We start from the raw sequence: 18,486 nt of genomic DNA, 5'->3' as shown, positions 1-18,486 counted from the left end.
ACTGCAACAAAAAGCGTTAGATTTATTGGGAGTTTCTCTGATTTGTACCCAGTAACGGGGTGCTGGTAATTTTCTTAATCCCTTCTACAGCACGGGTTATGGCTTTTTGTCAACGGGGAAGTCCAGTAATAATATCTCTGTTCATAATTCACCCTTGCAATTTCCCTATCTCTACAGATCAAAAACTAGCGATTCCGTTTTCGCCATTCCCAGGGTGGCACCGGGTTTCCCCCGAAAATTCCCTTGCGGTTCGATCGAGTTTCGGTAAAAGCCCCTTCGATTTCCTTCCAGCTGGGACAGTCAGCCTTGAATCGATCGTAAGCCCAAACCATACCGTCCTTTACCTGCTGCAGTTGGACTAGCTGACCGTTGGCGTACACCTCGGCTACGGTACGCCCGAAGCGATCTGTATCGATAGCATTGATAGTGACTTGGTTATTTGCCTGGTTAAGAAGCGAGCGCAAGTGGTCACGACTAACGATGCCGTTTTCCTGTTTGATTTCTGGGGCATCAACACAGGCGAATCGGATTCTCTGCTGTTTTCCGTCACAATCGACCCTAATCGTGTCGCCGTCGTGTACCGAACCCTTGACCACCGTGCAAGTGCGGGCATTGGCCAAGGTTGAGGCGGGAAGGTTCTGACAGGACACCAACAGTAAGGCGATCGCTAAAAGGAAAAGGCGCTTCATGGTTTTTGGGTGCGTGACGGTGGCAAGGAAAACCAAATCGTCGGGATTGGTAATCGCCGTCTATTTTACGGTGGTGAGGATGTCAACAGCAAAATTTCCGTAAAGAGGGTGATTCCCATTGATTAATATGTCAAGTTCCCTGCCGTAAAGAATCCATCGATACTTGAGGCAATGATGATAGAACTGAATATTTCCTTAGAAGCCACCGAAAAAACACCCGATGAGATAAGACAATGCAAGAAAGTGATCGATCAGCAGTCGGACGAGTTTAACCAGTGGATGACCGGAATCAAAGCAAGACTAGATGCGATCGCTGGTAAGATCGAAAAATAGCGAAGATTTAAAAGGGAATCCAATCAACTCGGTCAATCCATTCTTCTGCTTCGGATGCTTCCCAAATCAGATATAATTCTTCTGCCCAGATTTCTAAATTAGCACTGGGGCGCAACCATAGTAAACCCCAAATACGTCCACCCTTATCCCAATGGTTCTTCAGGTGTCCAGGCATACTGCGACGATTATTGGTAACTAACAACCGTTGAAATGACGCAACATAATCTAGGATTTCTGGGTCTAAAGTTCCCAGTGGTGGTGCATCGGGTTCACCTACTCGCAAAATATCGAGATTAGGATTCAATCGCAACAGAGATATTTTGAGGTCTGGGGATAAGTTTTCATCTAACAAAAACCGGATTTTCATGCGAGGTTTAGTTCTTGCTGTTTCCGTTTTAGTTTTAGTTGTCTTAGGCGTTGAATCAGGGGGGATGGCTCGGTATTTAACCACTGCTGGTATTGTTCTTCCTGCCAGTCACGGAGGCGCTGAAGATAAGCATCTATCAGGGTCTTATTTTGATAGTAATAGGTGAGAGTAGCGTAAATTTTCTCTAGGTTTAAGGTGGGTAACTCTTGGAGAATCTGCTGGGAAGTATAACCTTTTAAATGGTAGTTGATGACATCCTCAATCCCAATACGATGTCCTTTAATGCGGATGTCATCTGGCTCAAAAACTTCAAAGTATTCTTCTAGTTGCATGGTTTTCTTGGAGCAAACTTTCTCTTTTAATTGTAGCACCGCTACCAGTTATCAGTGAACAGTTATCAGTCCGGCTCTTTGATAACTGTTCACTGATAAGTAGTCGTGCAAAATTAATTTCCTAGTAAAGATAGGCACTCATGCAAGAGGCAAAAGGCAAGAGGGGGTTAGATATGTGTAATTAATTTTGCTTAGGTACTTAACTGAAAAGGTGTTTCTACTTCCAGGGATGAAGTGCAAGAAAGGCTGCCTTGCCGGTGACATAGCTCCCCGTCCTCAAAAAATAGCCTCATCTGTTGCCAATGCTAAAACTTCCCGATGAGTAAGGACTATCTATTTTTCCCCCCTCTAATATCAGCTAAACTTATCAATAGCATAAGTAACAATATCGTCAAACCCCTTTACAAACCGTTACAAACTCTTTAAGATAGAGACATCATCAATCGTACCTCGATAACTTAATAGGAATCATAAACCAATGACCACCACTCTACAACAGCGCGAGAGTGCTTCCCTGTGGGAGCAGTTCTGCCAGTGGATTACCAGCACCAACAACCGTCTATACATCGGTTGGTTCGGTGTGATCATGATCCCCACCCTGCTCACCGCCACCACCTGCTTCATCATCGCCTTTATCGCCGCTCCTCCTGTAGATATCGACGGTATTCGCGAGCCTGTAGCTGGTTCCCTACTCTACGGAAACAACATCATCTCCGGTGCCGTTGTTCCTTCTTCTAACGCCATTGGACTCCACTTCTACCCCATCTGGGAAGCAGCTTCCTTAGATGAGTGGTTATACAACGGTGGTCCCTACCAGTTAGTCATTTTCCACTTCTTACTAGGTGTCTTCTGCTACCTCGGTCGTCAGTGGGAACTGTCTTTCCGTTTAGGAATGCGTCCTTGGATCTGTGTAGCTTACTCTGCACCTGTATCCGCCGCTACTGCTGTATTCTTAATCTACCCCATCGGACAAGGTTCCTTCTCTGATGGTATGCCTTTAGGAATCTCTGGAACCTTCAACTTTATGTTCGTGTTCCAAGCAGAACATAACATCCTGATGCACCCCTTCCATATGTTAGGTGTTGCCGGTGTGTTCGGCGGTTCCTTGTTCTCCGCGATGCACGGTTCGTTAGTAACTTCTTCCTTAGTGCGTGAAACCACGGAAATCGAATCTCAGAACTACGGTTACAAATTCGGTCAAGAGGAAGAAACCTACAATATCGTTGCCGCTCACGGTTACTTCGGACGTTTAATCTTCCAATACGCTTCTTTCAACAATAGCCGTTCTCTGCACTTCTTCTTAGGTGCATGGCCGGTAATCGGTATCTGGTTTACGGCAATGGGTGTTAGCACCATGGCGTTTAACCTCAACGGTTTCAACTTCAACCAGTCGATTCTCGATTCTCAAGGTCGTGTAATCGGTACTTGGGCTGATGTGTTAAACCGCGCTGGTATCGGTATGGAAGTAATGCACGAGCGCAACGCTCACAACTTCCCCTTAGACTTAGCTAGTGGTGAACAGGCTCCTGTAGCTCTGATTGCTCCCGCTATCAATGGTTAATTCCTAGTCTGAACGAAAAGGCACTCCCGCAAGGGGGTGCTTTTTTGTTGTTAGAATCATAATATTCAAGGAGAGATTTATTGGCTTGATTGATGATACAAAAAAGTACGAATTTATCAATAGGAGTATTAACCGATGCAACTCGAAGACTACTTTAATTTTTTGACTCCCAATGACATTCGCTTAAAAAACTCCCGCATTGGCATTGAAACTATCTTATATGAATACATTTACCGCGCCCGTACCCCTGAAGAAATCGGGCAAATTTATCCTACCCTTACCCTAGAACAAATCCATGCCACTATTCTCTATTACCTGCACGAAAAAGACCGAGTTAGTCAATATCTGGCAGAATGGCTAGAACATTGTCAAAAAGGAGAACAAGAACAGGATTTGAACCCTCCCGCTTTTGTGGAGAAAATGCGGAAATTCAAGGCGGAAATAGCAGCAGAAAATATCAATGAGTATTCAGTATCTAATTGATGAAAATTTACCGCCGCTGTATCGGGAGCAATTATTGCGCCGTCACTCTGATTTAACGGTTTGGATGATTGGCGAACCTGGTGTTCCGTCGAAAAGCACCTTAGACCCAGAAATTTTAATTTGGTGCGAAGCAAATCACTTTATTTTAGTCACAAATAATCGGACTTCTATGCCTGTTCATTTAGCTGATCATCTGGCACAAAGTCGTCATAGTCCAGGGATTTTTGTCTTGCGTCCTAAAGCAACAATCAAAGAGATTATTGAGAATTTAATTCTCATTGCTTTATTAGGCGATGCCCAAGATTATCAAGACCGGATTACTCATATTCCTTTATAAATACTACTTGCTGTTTCTGTTTTATTTTTAGTTGTCTTAGGCGTTGAATCAGGGGAGATGAAGATAAACAATGGTTATTGGAGAAGTTACATCAATAATTAGGATTGAATAATCAAAAAATAACTAAACAGGTATTAATGGATAGTTGGAATGAAGCTTATAGTGATAGATCGGATGAATCAGAAACTTTGATGTTAGAGGGAACACGCCATCATCAACGCCAATTATCTGAGTAAATATGACGATTTTTCAAGGTGATATTTATTGGATTGATTTAGGAGAACCACAAGGTTCTGAACCTGCTTATCTTTGTCCTTGTGTTGTGGTGCGAAATGATGCTCTGAATCAGTCACAAATTGGGACGGTTATTGTGTGTCCATTAACAACCAATTTGAGACGAGCAAAAGCTATTGGTAATGTTTTATTGAATGAGGGTGAAGGGAATTTACCTGAATCCAGTGTTTTTAATGTTTCACAGGTTTTTACGGTTGATAAACGTCTTTTAACAGAGTCTATCGGAAGAATTTCTCGGTAAAAAATCAAATTAATTATTCAGGGAATTAAGTTGGTTATTGAACCTCAAGAACTAGAATAATAGGGGTTATAAAAGAATTTAAAGAATCCATTTTCCCTTAGACTTGGCTAGTGGTGAACAAGCTACCGTAGCTCTGACCGCCCCTGCTATCAATGGTTAAGTTCTAATCAAATAATTACGACGAAAAAGGTCGGGGTGAGCTAATGTTCGCCCCGACCTTTTTTGTACATTATGAAATGTTAAACAACCAAATTCGCTCGATAATTCCTGAATGTCATCGGCTAAGATACTTTTAACTCGGCCTTGACGATACGATGATCAGGGAATCCCGTGGCATCTTTAGAGCAATCAAAAGGAACTATAGAAGAACTCGCCGACCAATTTTTGGCGGTTCCACCGACAAAAACAGCATCTAAGATACTGTTAAAATTTGGATTACATTGAGTGGATAGACAATTATTAGAAGCTAAACAATCCGGTTGAATCCACTTTAATATGTTGTCTTGATTTAGTTTATTGAAAGCCGTATTACCTCTTCGTTCATCGAGATCAAAATCAAAGTTAAAGTCTCCCACTATAATCGTCGGTAAACTTTGCTGATTGCTCCAATTTCTGACAAAATCAGCCTGTTGGTTTCTTCTTTCCTCTTCACGACGGTTGAAATGGTTGACCATAAATAAAAATTCGGTTCCGTTCGCAAGAAGTTTAAATTTACCCACAAGCGGATTTCTTGACCCTCCAGAACCAGATAAATTATTGATAGAACCCACTAATTCTAACTGACTTTGATCGTAAGCGATCGCTAATCTATCTTGACCGCCCGTTTCTCCCAAGACCGAGGTAAATTTTGAACCCATGGCTTGAGTAAACTGATCGAGGTCGTCCTGATTCATCACCTCTTCAAGACCCCAAAGAATGACCTCTGGATGCTTTGTAATTTCCTCGGACACTTTGTCGGGGGTAGTGTCTCTGGGATTAAAGTTTGGTGATTCTACGTTATAGGTGGCCAATTGCAACCGGTTTATAGGAGGATTCGGAGGCGGGTTAACCGAATCTTCCAAAACTTGAGCGACATATTTTTCTATAATCCAACCTTGTTGGGAGGGAATTTGCACTTTCAGCCAATGCTTTTCCCTATCGGTTGCGGTCACTGTGGCCGTTACACCATCGGGTAATCTTCCCTTTAAACTCGGAAAAGGATTTTCGTGCAAAGGAACACCTTGAGGATTTGTGGCTTTAAGCTGTACTTGCTGACCTACCTCTACATCTAAGGCGAGGGATGGGTCGGCAAAGATAAAGCCTCCCCAAGCTAAGCTAAGACGCATTTAAAGCACTTATTAGACCTCCTGCAAAAATAGGAACTGATTATGTAAAATAAAGTAAAACACTCAGAAAAACAATGACTTACGAAAAAGTAAAAAATTTGAATCCAGAAGAGTTTAAACGCTTTTGGGTCGTATATCCTGAAACATTTAAGGATATGGTGAAAGTTCTGGCCGTCGAAAAAGTTCTGCAAAAAAAATCGGGAAGACCAAGTAAATTAAGTTTAGAAGACCAAATCTTGATGACCTTAGAGTATTTGCGGGAATATAGGACTTATTTCCATCTCGCGATTAACTGGGAGATTAATGAGACAACAGCCCTACGAATCACTAGAAGGGTAGAAGGTATTCTCATGAAATCAGGATTATTTAATCTGCCAGGTAAAAAGACAGTTCAACAAGCCAATAGTGACCTAGAGGTAGTGGTAGTAGATGTAGCAGAGCATGAGATAGAAAGACCTCAAAAGAAGCAGAAAGATTACTATAGCGGGAAACAGGGCTATCATACAATAAAATCTCAAGTTCTTGCGACTCAAAAAACAGGAATGATAATCTGTACCGCTCATGGAAAGGGAAGAATACATGACTTTAACCTTTGGAAAAATAGTCAAATTGGGATAGATAAAAGTATTGAATGTTTAGCAGATAAGGGCTATCAAGGAATCCAAAAGCAGCATGAAAATAGTAGGATTCCTTACAAAAAGAAGAAAAATCAAGAATTAAGTTCAGAAGAGAAAGAATTTAATCGCCAGTTATCAAGAGAAAGAATTATTATCGAACATATTCACAGAAGTCTGAAGATATTTAGAATTTTATCATCAAGATATAGGAATCGGAGACGGCGTTTTGGTCTGAGATTTAATTTAATCGCTGGCATTTACAACTATGAACTTGCTTTAGGCTATCATCAAGTAGCTGAATAGGACTTTTGCAGGAGGTCTATTCTTAAGATTAGCCGAATCTCCCCCAATCCCTTTACTGTTGCCTCTTGCCTCTTGCCTCTTGCCTCGTCTCAACAAGCAATTTAAATGCTTAACAGCTTACTATCAAGATGACAATACCGAGCAGTCTTTTCATGTGTTTGACCTGTACGGTTTACTGTTCATCATAGTAAACGTTTAGGGGTGAAAGCGGCATTCACAGGAACAAGCAAATTCTGTCTTTGATTGAACGGTATTTTGGATTGGTTGTCCCGTACATAGCGGTTCTCACATCTGTGTGGCACAGTTAAACCTTTACTGATTAAACTTTTCACCATCGACAGGCCTCTTGCGAACAGGAAACGCTATAATAGGAGCATCTCATTTATGCAAGTGAGTAATTATACTTATCTCTAAAACTGGTTTCCAGCAAGGCTTTCAAAATAGCTTGACATAAAAACCTGATTTAGGGGGGTTACAAAGGTGAGATGCTCCCCGCTATAATAACCTTCCTTGACCAGTAGCATAGTGGTCTGTCAAAATTGAATTGAAGGATAAATCTACCCCTGCTCCCCTGCTTTCTATTGTCCCCCCGATGGGGTCTTTTCCTCAGTCAGCTTTCATGTAAAATAACACAATATTATCTACCTAGGGTCACGAAAGCTATGGCCAGGCGGAGACGAATGAGTCAAAAGATGGCAAAGTAGTAATATTGCGTGAGGAGATAAATTACATGGATCACTCCAAGATAAGCTGGAATGCATCAGATGAGATTGAGGTAATTGATACCTTCCTTTCATTACCTAAGCCGAAGAATAAACCTTTTTCAAAACTTGCAAAAATACTGTGGAGGTTTGTCGATGGGCTAGCAAGTTTTTGTCGCTGTCTTGAACCGCGTGAAATCCATCTTAATGAAAGAATACTTGAAGTACCGTTTGTCTTGCAAAGATTGCCTAAATCAGGACGTATTTTGGACGTTGGATGTTCTAACAGTGCATTAGCTTTGCAGCTTGCTTGTATGAACTATGAAGTTACTGGCATTGATGTACGAAGTTATCCATTCAAACATCCTAATCTTGAATTTATTCAGAAGGATATCTCATGCAACTCAATGGAAGAAGAATGTTATGACTGTGCAATATTGATGAGTACAATTGAGCATACTGGATTTGGACACTATGGTGATTCAATAAGCTTAAATGATAGAGAATTTTTAGACATTGTTGCGCGCCATGTAAAGACCAATAGTTCCATTTTGATAACTGTTCCCTTCGGACAAAAGTTTGAGTGTAATTGGTATCGGGTTTATGACTCTGATGCCCTTGAAAAACTCATTGCAGGATATCCTGTGATTACTAAGGTGTTTGCCCGTCGAACATCATTGTTAGAATGGCAAATTTGTTCGGAAAGTGATTTAGCTAATGTGGCTTCTCAACATTTGCCGATTAACGGAATTGCTCTTCTAGAGATTAAGAAATCATAGCTGGCTTTTAAAAATCCATGAAAATTCTTTTGGTTGTTGATTATCCGAACAGTAGCCTAGATGTATTAGCACAGGCGATTATAGCTTCTGTGGAGAAGCAGGAAATAGAAGTTTTTTTGCTTTATAAACGTATGTTTTTAGAGACAATTAAGGCTTGTACCCAAATACTAGATTCTATCAAGCTAGTTCATTTTCTCAACGGCGTTGAGGGGTTTCCTTATGAAATTATAGAACTTGTGTCTCGCCATTGTCCAATTATCACACACTATCATCATTGCGAGTTCAGAGGATTGCCTAAACAATTTTCTCTTGTTAAGCAGTTATTCTACGTCTCACGTTCCTTAGCAGAAGAAGTAAAATCTCTAGGAATTTTAAAGGAAAAAGCAAGTCTTATCTATTCTGGTGTAGATACGGATATGTTTTATCCCAAATATAAGAAAAAATCTGATATATTTACAATTGGTTTTTTTGGTGTTCATGTACCTAATGGTCGTGATCGTAAGGGTAGTGTTCTATTTGTGCGAGCAGTGAGACGATTGGTAGATTTAGGCCATCGACCTAGTTTTTTAATAGTCGGATATGGTTGGCAAAAGTTAGTAGCCGATCTACGTAGAATGGGGCTTAAAGTTTTATATCATGTCAATGTTCCTTTCGACAATTTACCTGAACTCTACCGAAGGCTCGATCTCTACCTAATCACATCACTCTTAGAGGGGGGACCCTTAACGCTTCTTGAAGCTGGAGCCTGTGGCATACCGATCATTTCTACCCCAGTTGGGCTATCATTAGAAATCTTGACAAAACCCGGTTGTGGCAAACTTCTGAGTGGTTTTGATAGTGATGAAATAGCAACGGCAATTGTTGATGACATTGAGAATTATGAACAGGCAAGAAAAAGAGCAGGGTTTGTTCTAGAAGAAATTTGTAAAAACTGGAATTGGAAATTTACCTATCATGAGCTGCATAAAGTTTATTATGAAGTGAGTCAACTTAAGCAAAAAACAGAAGAACTTGATACTTCTTATGAGAATAGTCTAATGCCCTATCTAGATTTCAAACGAGATGCAAAGCGACAAAGAATGATTGCCAAACAATATGCTTTATTAGATTTGGCTTTTCGTCTCTATGATTATGGAGAGCAACTAGCAGCCTGGCGTATGGCATTTTCTCTCATTCCTAAAATACATCCACTCTACTGGTGGAGAATCATCCAATCGAGTAAACTGTGAAATACGAAACCTTGTCACTCCAGTCTCCTTAGAGTAAGTACATCTAAATTTTAGGATTAGAATGGTAAGATTGCATCAATCTGTTCAATTAAGGTTTTTTGGGGTGATCCATCTCCTATTTCTCGCTCTCGTGCAGTAAGCTCTGCTATCTGTAATGGAACTCCCTCAGAAATAGGAGAAACTGTTTCTGACTCTGGCGTATCGATAGTGTTAGTTCCCCCCCGCCACCATGAATCCAGAGCAATAAGCATTCGCTGTCCTTCTTCTCCACGTCGCAGACAAGTAGGAATGATTGATTGCAGAAGAGGTGTTGGTCTTTGCGACTGACCGGACAGTATCTCGTCTAACAGAAAACGATTGTAACGTAACCCATAGATAAGGCTCTCTTGATAGTAGTGCAATGCCCTATTAAACTGTTCCTCGTCATTTCTGTTTGGTGATGAAGATAAGTTGGGTTCAGAAAACCAAGCTGAATGACCCTGAATTAACTTCAGCGAAGCAGAATAATCGTTATATTCATATTCCCGAGCTAGTTTCTCAGCCTCTGCTAGACATGACTGTACAGCTAGATGGTTTCCTCGAACGTAATTGATTCTAGTTAAGCCAGTCAGAGCACCACACTCAAAATAATGACGACCAGTCGCGCGCAGTTTGAGAGATTGCTGGTAATAAGATTCAGCATTCATCAAGGCTTTTGTCTTTGCTTCTCCCTCTAACTGATTAGCTTTTGCTTCGTATAATTCACCTAGCCAATTACATACCTCTGGAATGCCGAGTTTATCATCAGAGTTTGGGTTTTGTTTCATTTCAAGACTCTGTTTTAGATATTTCTCAGCCTGCTCTAAATTTCCTTGATTCATTAGAATAAAACCCCAATAACCCAGTAAACTAGCTATTTCTTTAAAGTAGTGGTCGTCGAGTTCCTTATGTGTCTTTCGGATATGGGAAAAAGATTGCAAGGCATCTTCATATTTACCCTGCACTCCTAACGCTAAGCATAAATCTTTACGAAAAACTAAAAGTGGATAAGTTGTGTTGGTTTGCTGACAGAAGTCAATCGCTCCACGTATTACAGATTCAGCCTCGGCATAACGGCCAGACCAAACATAAATCCAAGGACAGTATTCAAGTAAATTACGAAGTACAGGACTTCCCGGTAGGGACTGGAAAATTTCATTTGCTCGTCTTGCAACTGCGTAGACCTTTTTCCAATCTCCTATTAACGAATATGCGTCCTTAAAATTGCTTAAGGTGGATAATATTCCCCCGTTATCATTGCGTTTCTCATAAAAGTCTAGTTGTTTTCTAAGGCGATCTACACCTTGCTCGAAATGACATCTATAGGCATCTATATGGTAAAGTTGTGAATGTGCCTGAATAAGCCTAGAGTCTGGTTCAGGTAGAGTTTTCAGGCTTTGCTCTAGTAAAACAGTTGCTTTGTTGATGCTGTCAGGCTGAATAAGTTTCTCAAAACTAGCATATAGTCTCCCAAGATCAAATAATGCGTAAGCTTTTAGCTTGGGTTCAGCGTCTGAGCTTTTAGCAATTTCCTCATACACTCTTTTGGCAGATTCCTGATGTTGCTCCATCTCTTCTAGTCTGGCTTCGTAATATCTCTTCCAAAGTTGACTATTTTTCAATGTTAAATCATAGCTGTTGGCATCAATTAGCAATCCTTTTAGGAAATGATTGAGCATGGCGTTGGCAAGTTCTTCAGCTATTTCTTGGAAAAATTTGATCCCATTTTTTTCATCAGCACTAATATTGTGATACAATCGTTCTAACTTGAGCCTTTCAGCTTCTGTAGGTGTCGCATTCTGCAATCGTGATTCGTAATATTCTGCTGCTGCCTTATGTAGTTGGTGAAAAGTATCCGGAGAGCTATTACAATGCTCCTCATTGATCATTTCACGCATTGTTTCATGAACAGCCATCCCATCCGCCATCCCAGGTTGTGAACTAACAAATGGCCACTGCTTTAACTCCCCGTATAACTTGTTAGTATCACCGTCTGGAATAAGTGCCTTTAGAGAATCAACGTTAAAGTAGCGTAGAATTGAGGATGCTTTAAAGGCTTTTTTCATGTCCTCTGCCACGTCTTCTAGCAACCGATCAATCAGATCGGAAACAACTTTTGGTTTGAGCTTTTTAAAGTCCTTAACACCGTATCTCACCGACAACCTTACGGCAGACATAGCAATATATGGGAGACCACGAGCAAAATCTATAATAGGTTCAACCAGTTGCGGATCTAGTACCTTACCCTGAGTTGCTAGTGCGTATTTGCCGATTAATTGACGCATATCCTCAGGTTTCATCTCCTGCATCCCGACAAATTGTGTATCAAGCCCAAGCCAATAACCAGTCCAGTCACGTTCCCAGTCCGGGATTTCGCGTCCCGCAATTACTAATACTACCTTATTAGGTAGTTGCACAGTTAGACTACACAGCCATCTATTCAGTGTTAATGCTTTCTCATAAGTGTCAAGCATTAGGATAATGTGCCTACCCGATTGTGTAACATTATTTAGATCTTGTAGAAAGGCATTGGTTAATTGCTTAGTAGGTTCAAGGAATAGTTCCATGTCTTTCTTAGAAAAGTTGTCACGAAGCCACCCCCTAAATATTTCAGCCCCTTGACCGGCTACAGGACTAAATACAGAACCAAATACCGGAATTAGCTTTGTAGCTTCGCTAATGATTGGAGAAACCTGAGTATCTTGCTTGGCTTGATTCGGAACTGTAACTGTCAATCTATAATATTGCTTACGAGTAGATCTAAAAGTCCCTAGAGTAATCCCATCGGCATCCAAAGCGTCAGCCCAAGTTTCAAGTAATTTTAATTCAGGTAGCTTATCTCCTGAAGGAATATTTCTAGCATCAGCTAGAACAGCAGAAATACCTTCTCGACGACAATGAAGACGACCCATTTTCAATGCTGTAGACTTACCAACAGCACCGACACCATAAATAACCAGTAAACGTTTATCGAAATTAGTATTTTTATTAGCGATTAAATTTTCAAAAGCATGACGAACCTCATCGGCGTTTGTAAAAACTTTTTCTAAAGTAATATCATCGGGGGTCGGCTTTAGCTTAATTTTAGAATTTAAAAGTCTCTGAATCCAATTAAACATAACTTATTTCCCCTCTTAACTAAAAAACAAGTTCTGTATTTTTATAGACTAAATTGAGGCATCTTTCATATAATTCTGGATAATCTTTTTTCACTCTTTCTTCTAATCTATTTCCCACATCCTTGCTACTTTTTGACTTTCCTATTAAATGGGTATAACCTGCTTTATCTGCACTAAGAAAACAGTCCTCAAGAAAGTCAAACAAATACTGAATGTCGAGATTTTGATAAGGTGAATCAGAGCGATTCTTGTGATAGTCAATACAAGCAGCAAGAAGAAACTGCTCAAATAGGATCACAAACCTTGCCTTTTCATTTGTTCCCGATACAGCAAGATCATTGGCTGGATGGCTAATTACCTTTATGGCAAGGTCAGCATAGTAATTGATAAAATCTACTCTGTTACCACCAAATATTCCGCACCCAACCCCTTTTTGATGATTCACAAAAACTTTTCTACACCATATCCATTCTTCGGGTAACCATCCTTCCTTCACTCTTTTCAAAAGGGCCTCGAACTTATCTGGTCTATAAAATTCTGATTGTCCAACAATAAAATAATCAGGATTTTGTGCTAGGAGTGGGGCTGTCAGCATTCTCTCTGGTAAAGGTTTCCACAAGAAGGCATCACTATCTATATGCGTAAAAGGCTCTTGCTGCGCTCTATATGCATACAATTTACCAAGTGCCCACCATCCTGGATCGTACTCATCCAAGTAGTTCAGTTCTTTAGATACATAATCAAACTCAAGGCCAAGTCCATCAATCAGGAGCTTTGCTCCCTCATCATCGGTGAACAATGATGTTTTTGAGTAATGTTTTTTAGCTGTTTCTACTGACAGTATCCATCCTAGCAGATGATGTTTTGAGCTTAACCATGGCCATGAAGCACTAGCCTTCATGGGCTTTGTCCAGAAAGTCCAAACAGCCCTCATCAGAGTAGTTCTCCTCCAATAGCTTCCTCACCATAAGCTGTAAATTCACCATTGGATGATTGACTCTGCTTTTGTAAACGTTCATACAACTCTCGACGATTATAGTGAAGTTCGTCTATTCTCTGTTGGTAAATATCTTGCTCTTGTGGTGTTAAAGAACTAGAGATTACACCAAGTTCATTTGGCTCCAACATAGTTGTTTTCTCCTGTCTAGCTATACATCAGTTCTATTATAGGACTTTATGGATATATAAAAACGGCTCTTCTCGACTTTGTGTGATAATTTTTGCTTATGGAATCGTGAAATGTTGACTGAGAAGGACTTTTACGACTATTTTGCCGAAGAAACTATCAGTATAGGCTTCGTTTCCACACATAAACCAGAAGAGCCCAAAAACTCAGCAATTCTCATTTTGAAACGATTTTGCGTTGTTTCAGTGATCTAGAGATTCGTGGCTCTTCGGTTTGTGTTATGCAATGGACGGGGATTATAAGAAATGGAACCCCTATATAGAAAGGCATTTAGCGATTTTTGTCGATTGTTTTTGTCTAGAGCGAACTAATCAATTAAATCTCTTGCCAGATAAGGATTTAGTCGATTTATGCCCCCATATCGAATCATACCAAGTAACGAAGAACCGATATTTTGATTGTCTGTTCTGTAATAACTATGGCTCTACCGAACCTGTCATGTAAAACTATTAACAACTTATACTTGTAAAGCTTGTATAGTAAAGCTTTGAGTTTTTGTTAGATTGATATTTATTAACTTTAGAGCATTGCTGGACAGAGAGGGAGCTTGGAGAATTTTCTACAGTGTAAGTTCGGAAGAACCCAATAGTTTTAGCCAATTAAGTTAAAGAAAGCGATCGCGACCGATGAGAGAATGACGGGTTCTCAAAAATCCTCGAAAATCGGGGCTAGGGTCGAGCGAGACATTCCCGAATCTTCTGCCTCCTCTCGATCGATTAACCGTTTCAGGGTTTCAATTTCCCGGTTGAGACCGGCAACCGTCGCCGTCACCTCCTCGATTACTGTTCTCATTTCTTGTTCAACGATTCGTTTGACGATTTGTTCAATATCGTTCTCTTGGTCGGGAGAACATTGCAATCCCTTGCAGATGAGGTCGAGGGCGGTTTTTGTCTTGTCGAAACTGTCCCCCTTGGGAAAATGCCACCGTCCGTAACTCTCAAAGCGTTCGTTGATCGCGTCCGGAATCCTCACCCCGATGGATTTCGATCTCATGGTTCCACAATCCGTTAAACATTGTTTGACATTACCATTCTATCTTTTTGTTAAACAATGTTTGACGGTGATGATAGGATAGAAATAAAAATGACTGAAAATCTGATCGTCGTTACCTCATAGCCTGGAAAAAAAAAGGAGCTTAAAAGAGGAGAGAAACATCCAGCCGGACCCGCATTAAAACTGCTGTCTCTGGTGGAGAAAAAAGGTCTAAATGCGATTACTTAAGGGAAAAATTGCAGTTATTTACCCTTATTTGACCGATAACTGAATTAAATAAGTATTTAAGGTTAATTTTCTAACTTTATCGGACGAGAAGATCATGGATATCGAAATTCCCCACAAGATCGCTGAAAGCTTCGGACTTGACGAGAATTCAATCGTTGAACTCACAGAGAAGCCATGCAATCCAACGCTTGATCGATTGTTGGCCAGCATCCCAGAAGACTTTCCGTATCCAGAAGATGTACTCGATTTTGTTGAAAGCGGGCCAGGTGGTAAGGAAATGATATGACGGGGTGAGGTGATCGGACGTTCGACAAAACGAACGTCCGAAGTCTCACGGCAACCGCGTGGTCGCAACCTTAAGCGTGATTATCGGGTGAGGACTATTTCCTCGATAGAAAACCGACGGACACCCCGAAATGGAGATTACCGATGCCCAATCCCCAACCCGCTCCCGATAGGGGTTCACCTTTAAGAGAAAAGGATATGACCCCACCAGATAACAATCCCGTGATCTGACAGATGAGAAACCAATGTAACAGACGACGGCGTTCTCGTTCGATCGCACCCTGTAGGATCAAGGTTAGGTCATCTGTTCTGGTTCCTTCTTGGTACGTTGGATCAGCTTCTTTGCGATTAATTCTGGGGATTGTTTAAGAGAATCTAGGGACTCCTCGACCACACGACCAGATTTTTCTACCTGTGACCTTAGACCGGGGACGCTGAAATTGCGTTCTTTCATGTAGTTGACGGTCAGGTAGTTGAAAGCGACGAGATTCTGGGCGGCGGCAAACTGGGCGGCCTCATCCACGCGACGAAAATTATTTTCTTGAATGTCCTCTAAGGGATTGGTATCAACGAAGATTTCTTCGGCATTGACGGAATCGTTTATGACTTTTTCACTCTCTCGCTGAACTAATCCCGTCTGGGCGTTAGTTACGGAGGCATTTTTCTCGGTTTCGGTCTGTTTATTCGCGATTTCGGGGGTAGCACTCGGAAAACCTTCGAGAGTACCCCATTTCTTATAGTGGGTGTTTAGGTCATCGAATATTTGCACCTGTTCATCACTGTAGTAGCTGTTTCGACCGTGTTTCTCGGCTTCCATGTCGTAACCCAAGCGGATCAGATGCTGACGGCGTTCGTAAAACTGGGTTTTTCCTATTCGGTAGCGATCGGGTAAGGAGGCGGCTTTTTGCATAATTTTTCATCTCCGAGGGGTTAAGAATAAAAAATAAATACCGAATCGAGGGGACAAAAAGCTGAAACAGTGGATAGGTATGCGGAACTAACGGATAAATCCAGTATAGTCCCTTAAAAAAAGGCTTCAATTGGAACCAAGAGAATTTCGGAAGTTATCGTCGGTTTGGTTCGGGGATTAAAAAGGCAAAATTAGGTTTACTTGTGACCGATTTCGGTGAGAAATCGATCGAGCGGGTAATCCAAAGCGTCGAGAATCGCTCGGAGGGTAGCCGTGCCGACGCTCTTGGCCGTTTGACTTTCTCCTGTTATTGCCTTGAAACCAGTCTCCAACTTTTGGATGTGCTGGGGTGAAATGTCCCGACCGGCATCCCTAATCTTATTTACCAACTTATTACGAGATAGTCCCTGTGCCTCCCGAATCTCCTTTAACTTCAATCCCGATTCCTCCGACCATGAGATAGCCTCGACCATCTCGACGGGAATCATCACCGTTTTCTTCTGTTTCACCACGTCCAAAACCTCTCAGAAAAACTATTGTTATCGTCTATTCTATCACTTATAATATTAATATCACTGGTTGATAAAAAAAACAAACTTTGCGACTGTAAATAGTAATGTAGTCGGGAGGTAACGGCGTGAGCATCTGGTCTCGCTCTCCGCAAATCTGGACAGCCTACGGGTTAGAGTGGCGTTTTGAGTACAATTCTTTTAGTGCCAAGCGCACCGTCAGTGCGAACGGTTTTGTCCTCGATATTCCCGTTAAGGCCACCACCAAGTTCGCCTCGCCCCGGGTGTGGCTGGATGATTGGGCTAAAAAGAACCGTAAACGGCTGCCACCCGAACCGGAAGGGGCGGTCAACTTGGAACTGGATCTGTTTCCCCCGCAATCAGTACGGGTAGAGGTGGTCGATGACCTGACACCAGAAGAGGAACGTCAACGTCTGTTCTGGGAACGCAAGGTAGAAAGGGCTTTCTACGAAGCGGGAACAGCCTTGAAGGAACTGCGGGATAGACGACTGTACCGTTCTACCCACAAGACTTTTGAGGAGTATTGCCGTGATCGTTTTGGTTATTCTCGTCGCAAGATGGACTATCTGATTTCTGGTTCTGAAGTTTTTGAGAATCTGCAAACGAGAACCATTGGTTCTCAATCAGACAGAGACGAAACGAGAACCATTGGTTCTCAATCAGACAGAGACGAAACGAGAACCATTGGTACTCAATCAGACAGAGACGAAACGAGAACCATTGGTTCTCAATCAGACAGAGACGAAACGAGAACCATTGGTTCTGAAATTTTGCCAATCTCCGAGCGTCAAGTCCGTCCCCTAACTCAACTGGAACCAGACCAACAGAGAGAAGTGTGGCAGCAGGCGGTAGAAGCTGCTGGTGGTAAAGTCCCGTCCGGTCGCATCGTCAAGGATATCGTACAGCGCATCCGGGAGCGAACCAAAATTCCCATACCCTACCGGGTCGGTGATGTTTGCGAAATACTGATCAAAGATAACCCCGAACTGAGAGGATTGGGTGGTTGTTGGTGTATCGTGATCGAGGTGAGAGAATTTTCCTGTCTGGTGCGGGCTTGGAACGGTGAATATACCGTTAGAGAGGAGAATTTAAGGGATTTGCAGTATTCCCCTGACCACCGGCAAAAGATGCAACAACTGAGTGATCGTCTGGTTGAACTCCGGTCGTTAGGGGAAGAGGAGACGGTGAGGGCTATTCTAGAAACGTTGGGTTCTTTGAAACGTCCCTACCTGAACCCTTGGGAAGAAAAGTTATTGGAGTTCTTAGAGGGATGTAATGCCCGTTGATACGGTAGAGTATAGCCCTTTAAAGCTAAGAGCAAAACGTGACGGGAAAGCTAACCTAGATTTCGCTTCCCCTTGTTCTATTGATCGCATCCCCTAGTTTTTTAGGCTCTTCGTTACCCTTTATGCTAAATCAACAGACAAGATGCCAAGATAACATACTTCTAACCCAAAAATTCCGAAAGTTTCTAAAGCCATAGCCTCTCCGTTTTATTAGTTTAAGTTTATTGTTGATTCCCTCGACCACCCCATTCGTTGTCCTTCGCTCGAAATAACTAATTATTTCTCCAAACCAGTTTCGGATTGTTTGACAACTCTTGGTAAAAACACTGGAGGATTTTGC

The 18,486-nt window shown here is 41.6% G+C and carries 22 protein-coding genes; 10 read left to right on the top strand and 12 right to left on the bottom strand.

What is annotated here, in order from left to right; translation table 11 throughout:
• Positions 1-185: 185 nt before the first annotated feature.
• The gene (locus tag IQ242_RS02500; RefSeq protein WP_193958919.1) at positions 186-689 is read right to left on the bottom strand and encodes a thermonuclease family protein; all 504 of its coding nucleotides are present in this window, start codon (positions 687-689) and stop codon (positions 186-188) included.
• A 171-nt stretch (positions 690-860) separates the two neighbouring features.
• Between IQ242_RS02500 and IQ242_RS02495 the strand changes: the two genes are divergently transcribed.
• Positions 861-1,022, top strand: coding sequence for a hypothetical protein (locus tag IQ242_RS02495; protein WP_193958918.1), 162 nt, complete (start codon positions 861-863; stop codon positions 1,020-1,022).
• 7 nt (positions 1,023-1,029) lie between these two features.
• Here the strand turns inward: IQ242_RS02495 and IQ242_RS02490 are convergent, their stop codons facing one another.
• Both IQ242_RS02490 and IQ242_RS02485 read right to left on the bottom strand, forming a co-directional pair.
• Positions 1,030-1,389, bottom strand: coding sequence for a DUF5615 family PIN-like protein (locus IQ242_RS02490; RefSeq protein ID WP_110580521.1), 360 nt, complete (start codon positions 1,387-1,389; stop codon positions 1,030-1,032).
• Positions 1,386-1,721 carry a DUF433 domain-containing protein gene (locus tag IQ242_RS02485; RefSeq protein ID WP_052276470.1) on the bottom strand — a complete coding sequence of 112 codons (336 nt, stop codon included), beginning with the start codon at positions 1,719-1,721 and terminating at the stop codon, positions 1,386-1,388. Before IQ242_RS02485 ends, IQ242_RS02490 begins: the two co-directional genes overlap by 4 nt.
• A 478-nt stretch (positions 1,722-2,199) precedes the next feature.
• Here IQ242_RS02485 and psbA point away from each other — a divergent pair, with 478 nt between their 5' ends.
• From psbA to IQ242_RS02460, 4 genes are all read left to right on the top strand, one after another.
• Positions 2,200-3,282 (top strand): photosystem II q(b) protein, encoded by a 1,083-nt coding sequence (gene psbA / locus IQ242_RS02480; RefSeq protein WP_012264511.1) that lies wholly within the window; start codon positions 2,200-2,202, stop codon positions 3,280-3,282.
• Between the two features lie 135 nt (positions 3,283-3,417).
• Entirely contained in the window at positions 3,418-3,765 is a 348-nt protein-coding gene (locus IQ242_RS02475; protein WP_045358164.1) for a DUF433 domain-containing protein, read from the top strand.
• On the top strand, positions 3,743-4,102 hold the full coding sequence (locus IQ242_RS02470) for a DUF5615 family PIN-like protein (RefSeq protein ID WP_002732058.1): 360 nt from the start codon (positions 3,743-3,745) through the stop codon (positions 4,100-4,102). The genes IQ242_RS02475 and IQ242_RS02470 overlap by 23 nt, the downstream gene beginning before the upstream one ends.
• Positions 4,103-4,340: 238 nt before the next feature.
• Entirely contained in the window at positions 4,341-4,637 is a 297-nt protein-coding gene (locus IQ242_RS02460; RefSeq protein WP_193958917.1) for a type II toxin-antitoxin system PemK/MazF family toxin, read from the top strand.
• A gap of 281 nt (positions 4,638-4,918) precedes the next feature.
• Here IQ242_RS02460 and IQ242_RS02455 read toward each other — a convergent pair whose 3' ends face one another.
• Positions 4,919-5,962 carry an endonuclease/exonuclease/phosphatase family protein gene (locus IQ242_RS02455; protein ID WP_193958916.1) on the bottom strand — a complete coding sequence of 348 codons (1,044 nt, stop codon included), beginning with the start codon at positions 5,960-5,962 and terminating at the stop codon, positions 4,919-4,921.
• 74 nt (positions 5,963-6,036) lie between these two features.
• Here IQ242_RS02455 and IQ242_RS02450 point away from each other — a divergent pair, with 74 nt between their 5' ends.
• The 3 genes from IQ242_RS02450 to IQ242_RS02440 all read left to right on the top strand — a co-directional run bounded on the left by IQ242_RS02450 (position 6,037) and on the right by IQ242_RS02440 (position 9,591).
• Positions 6,037-6,882, top strand: a complete 846-nt coding sequence (locus IQ242_RS02450) for an IS5 family transposase (RefSeq protein WP_193958915.1) — start codon at positions 6,037-6,039, stop codon at positions 6,880-6,882.
• Between the two features lie 730 nt (positions 6,883-7,612).
• Positions 7,613-8,362, top strand: a complete 750-nt coding sequence (locus IQ242_RS02445; RefSeq protein ID WP_193958914.1) for a bifunctional 2-polyprenyl-6-hydroxyphenol methylase/3-demethylubiquinol 3-O-methyltransferase UbiG — start codon at positions 7,613-7,615, stop codon at positions 8,360-8,362.
• 17 nt (positions 8,363-8,379) lie between these two features.
• Positions 8,380-9,591, top strand: coding sequence for a glycosyltransferase family 4 protein (locus IQ242_RS02440; RefSeq protein ID WP_193958913.1), 1,212 nt, complete (start codon positions 8,380-8,382; stop codon positions 9,589-9,591).
• 56 nt (positions 9,592-9,647) lie between these two features.
• On the opposite strand, the gene IQ242_RS02435 is transcribed toward IQ242_RS02440, so the two are convergent.
• From IQ242_RS02435 to IQ242_RS02420, 4 genes are all read right to left on the bottom strand, one after another.
• Positions 9,648-12,728, bottom strand: a complete 3,081-nt coding sequence (locus tag IQ242_RS02435) for a hypothetical protein (RefSeq protein WP_193958912.1) — start codon at positions 12,726-12,728, stop codon at positions 9,648-9,650.
• 19 nt (positions 12,729-12,747) lie between these two features.
• Positions 12,748-13,662 carry a DUF6734 family protein gene (locus tag IQ242_RS02430; protein ID WP_370582941.1) on the bottom strand — a complete coding sequence of 305 codons (915 nt, stop codon included), beginning with the start codon at positions 13,660-13,662 and terminating at the stop codon, positions 12,748-12,750.
• A complete protein-coding gene (locus IQ242_RS02425) occupies positions 13,662-13,856 on the bottom strand; it encodes a hypothetical protein (RefSeq protein ID WP_193958910.1) in 195 nt (64 codons plus the stop codon). Before IQ242_RS02425 ends, IQ242_RS02430 begins: the two co-directional genes overlap by 1 nt.
• A 703-nt stretch (positions 13,857-14,559) precedes the next feature.
• On the bottom strand, positions 14,560-14,907 hold the full coding sequence (locus IQ242_RS02420; protein ID WP_193958909.1) for a hypothetical protein: 348 nt from the start codon (positions 14,905-14,907) through the stop codon (positions 14,560-14,562).
• A gap of 322 nt (positions 14,908-15,229) precedes the next feature.
• On the opposite strand from IQ242_RS02420, the gene IQ242_RS02415 reads away from it, so the two are divergent.
• Positions 15,230-15,421, top strand: coding sequence for a hypothetical protein (locus IQ242_RS02415; protein WP_043997926.1), 192 nt, complete (start codon positions 15,230-15,232; stop codon positions 15,419-15,421).
• Between the two features lie 94 nt (positions 15,422-15,515).
• On the opposite strand, the gene IQ242_RS02410 is transcribed toward IQ242_RS02415, so the two are convergent.
• The 3 genes from IQ242_RS02410 to IQ242_RS02400 all read right to left on the bottom strand — a co-directional run bounded on the left by IQ242_RS02410 (position 15,516) and on the right by IQ242_RS02400 (position 16,842).
• Positions 15,516-15,713 (bottom strand): hypothetical protein, encoded by a 198-nt coding sequence (locus tag IQ242_RS02410; protein ID WP_002783614.1) that lies wholly within the window; start codon positions 15,711-15,713, stop codon positions 15,516-15,518.
• Between the two features lie 2 nt (positions 15,714-15,715).
• On the bottom strand, positions 15,716-16,330 hold the full coding sequence (locus tag IQ242_RS02405; RefSeq protein WP_193958908.1) for a hypothetical protein: 615 nt from the start codon (positions 16,328-16,330) through the stop codon (positions 15,716-15,718).
• Between the two features lie 197 nt (positions 16,331-16,527).
• On the bottom strand, positions 16,528-16,842 hold the full coding sequence (locus tag IQ242_RS02400; protein WP_193958907.1) for a helix-turn-helix domain-containing protein: 315 nt from the start codon (positions 16,840-16,842) through the stop codon (positions 16,528-16,530).
• Positions 16,843-16,967: 125 nt separating this feature from the next.
• On the opposite strand from IQ242_RS02400, the gene IQ242_RS02395 reads away from it, so the two are divergent.
• The gene (locus IQ242_RS02395) at positions 16,968-18,146 is read left to right on the top strand and encodes a hypothetical protein (protein WP_193958906.1); all 1,179 of its coding nucleotides are present in this window, start codon (positions 16,968-16,970) and stop codon (positions 18,144-18,146) included.
• 130 nt (positions 18,147-18,276) lie between these two features.
• Here the strand turns inward: IQ242_RS02395 and IQ242_RS02390 are convergent.
• Positions 18,277-18,486, bottom strand: a 210-nt coding sequence (locus IQ242_RS02390; RefSeq protein WP_193958905.1) for a transposase, incomplete at its 5' end; no start/stop codon positions are given.

Origin of the sequence: Microcystis sp. LEGE 08355, assembly GCF_015207185.1 — a bacterium.
GTDB lineage: Bacteria > Cyanobacteriota > Cyanobacteriia > Cyanobacteriales > Microcystaceae > Microcystis > Microcystis panniformis.
The sequence above is the reverse complement of the archived record's forward strand: the minus strand, read 5'-3'. Positions and strand labels throughout refer to the sequence as shown.

Coding starts and splice junctions, on each gene's coding strand:
- IQ242_RS02440 (WP_193958913.1), top strand. CDS start 8,380: ATGAAAATTCTTTTGGTTGTTGATTATCCGAACAGTAGCCTAGATGTA.
- IQ242_RS02490 (WP_110580521.1), bottom strand. CDS start 1,389: ATGAAAATCCGGTTTTTGTTAGATGAAAACTTATCCCCAGACCTCAAA.
- IQ242_RS02450 (WP_193958915.1), top strand. CDS start 6,037: ATGACTTACGAAAAAGTAAAAAATTTGAATCCAGAAGAGTTTAAACGC.
- IQ242_RS02475 (WP_045358164.1), top strand. CDS start 3,418: ATGCAACTCGAAGACTACTTTAATTTTTTGACTCCCAATGACATTCGC.
- IQ242_RS02435 (WP_193958912.1), bottom strand. CDS start 12,728: ATGTTTAATTGGATTCAGAGACTTTTAAATTCTAAAATTAAGCTAAAG.
- IQ242_RS02455 (WP_193958916.1), bottom strand. CDS start 5,962: ATGCGTCTTAGCTTAGCTTGGGGAGGCTTTATCTTTGCCGACCCATCC.
- IQ242_RS02430 (WP_370582941.1), bottom strand. CDS start 13,662: ATGAGGGCTGTTTGGACTTTCTGGACAAAGCCCATGAAGGCTAGTGCT.
- IQ242_RS02415 (WP_043997926.1), top strand. CDS start 15,230: ATGGATATCGAAATTCCCCACAAGATCGCTGAAAGCTTCGGACTTGAC.
- IQ242_RS02485 (WP_052276470.1), bottom strand. CDS start 1,721: ATGCAACTAGAAGAATACTTTGAAGTTTTTGAGCCAGATGACATCCGC.
- IQ242_RS02470 (WP_002732058.1), top strand. CDS start 3,743: ATGAGTATTCAGTATCTAATTGATGAAAATTTACCGCCGCTGTATCGG.
- psbA (WP_012264511.1), top strand. CDS start 2,200: ATGACCACCACTCTACAACAGCGCGAGAGTGCTTCCCTGTGGGAGCAG.
- IQ242_RS02420 (WP_193958909.1), bottom strand. CDS start 14,907: ATGAGATCGAAATCCATCGGGGTGAGGATTCCGGACGCGATCAACGAA.
- IQ242_RS02405 (WP_193958908.1), bottom strand. CDS start 16,330: ATGCAAAAAGCCGCCTCCTTACCCGATCGCTACCGAATAGGAAAAACC.
- IQ242_RS02460 (WP_193958917.1), top strand. CDS start 4,341: ATGACGATTTTTCAAGGTGATATTTATTGGATTGATTTAGGAGAACCA.
- IQ242_RS02495 (WP_193958918.1), top strand. CDS start 861: ATGATGATAGAACTGAATATTTCCTTAGAAGCCACCGAAAAAACACCC.
- IQ242_RS02445 (WP_193958914.1), top strand. CDS start 7,613: ATGGATCACTCCAAGATAAGCTGGAATGCATCAGATGAGATTGAGGTA.
- IQ242_RS02425 (WP_193958910.1), bottom strand. CDS start 13,856: ATGTTGGAGCCAAATGAACTTGGTGTAATCTCTAGTTCTTTAACACCA.
- IQ242_RS02500 (WP_193958919.1), bottom strand. CDS start 689: ATGAAGCGCCTTTTCCTTTTAGCGATCGCCTTACTGTTGGTGTCCTGT.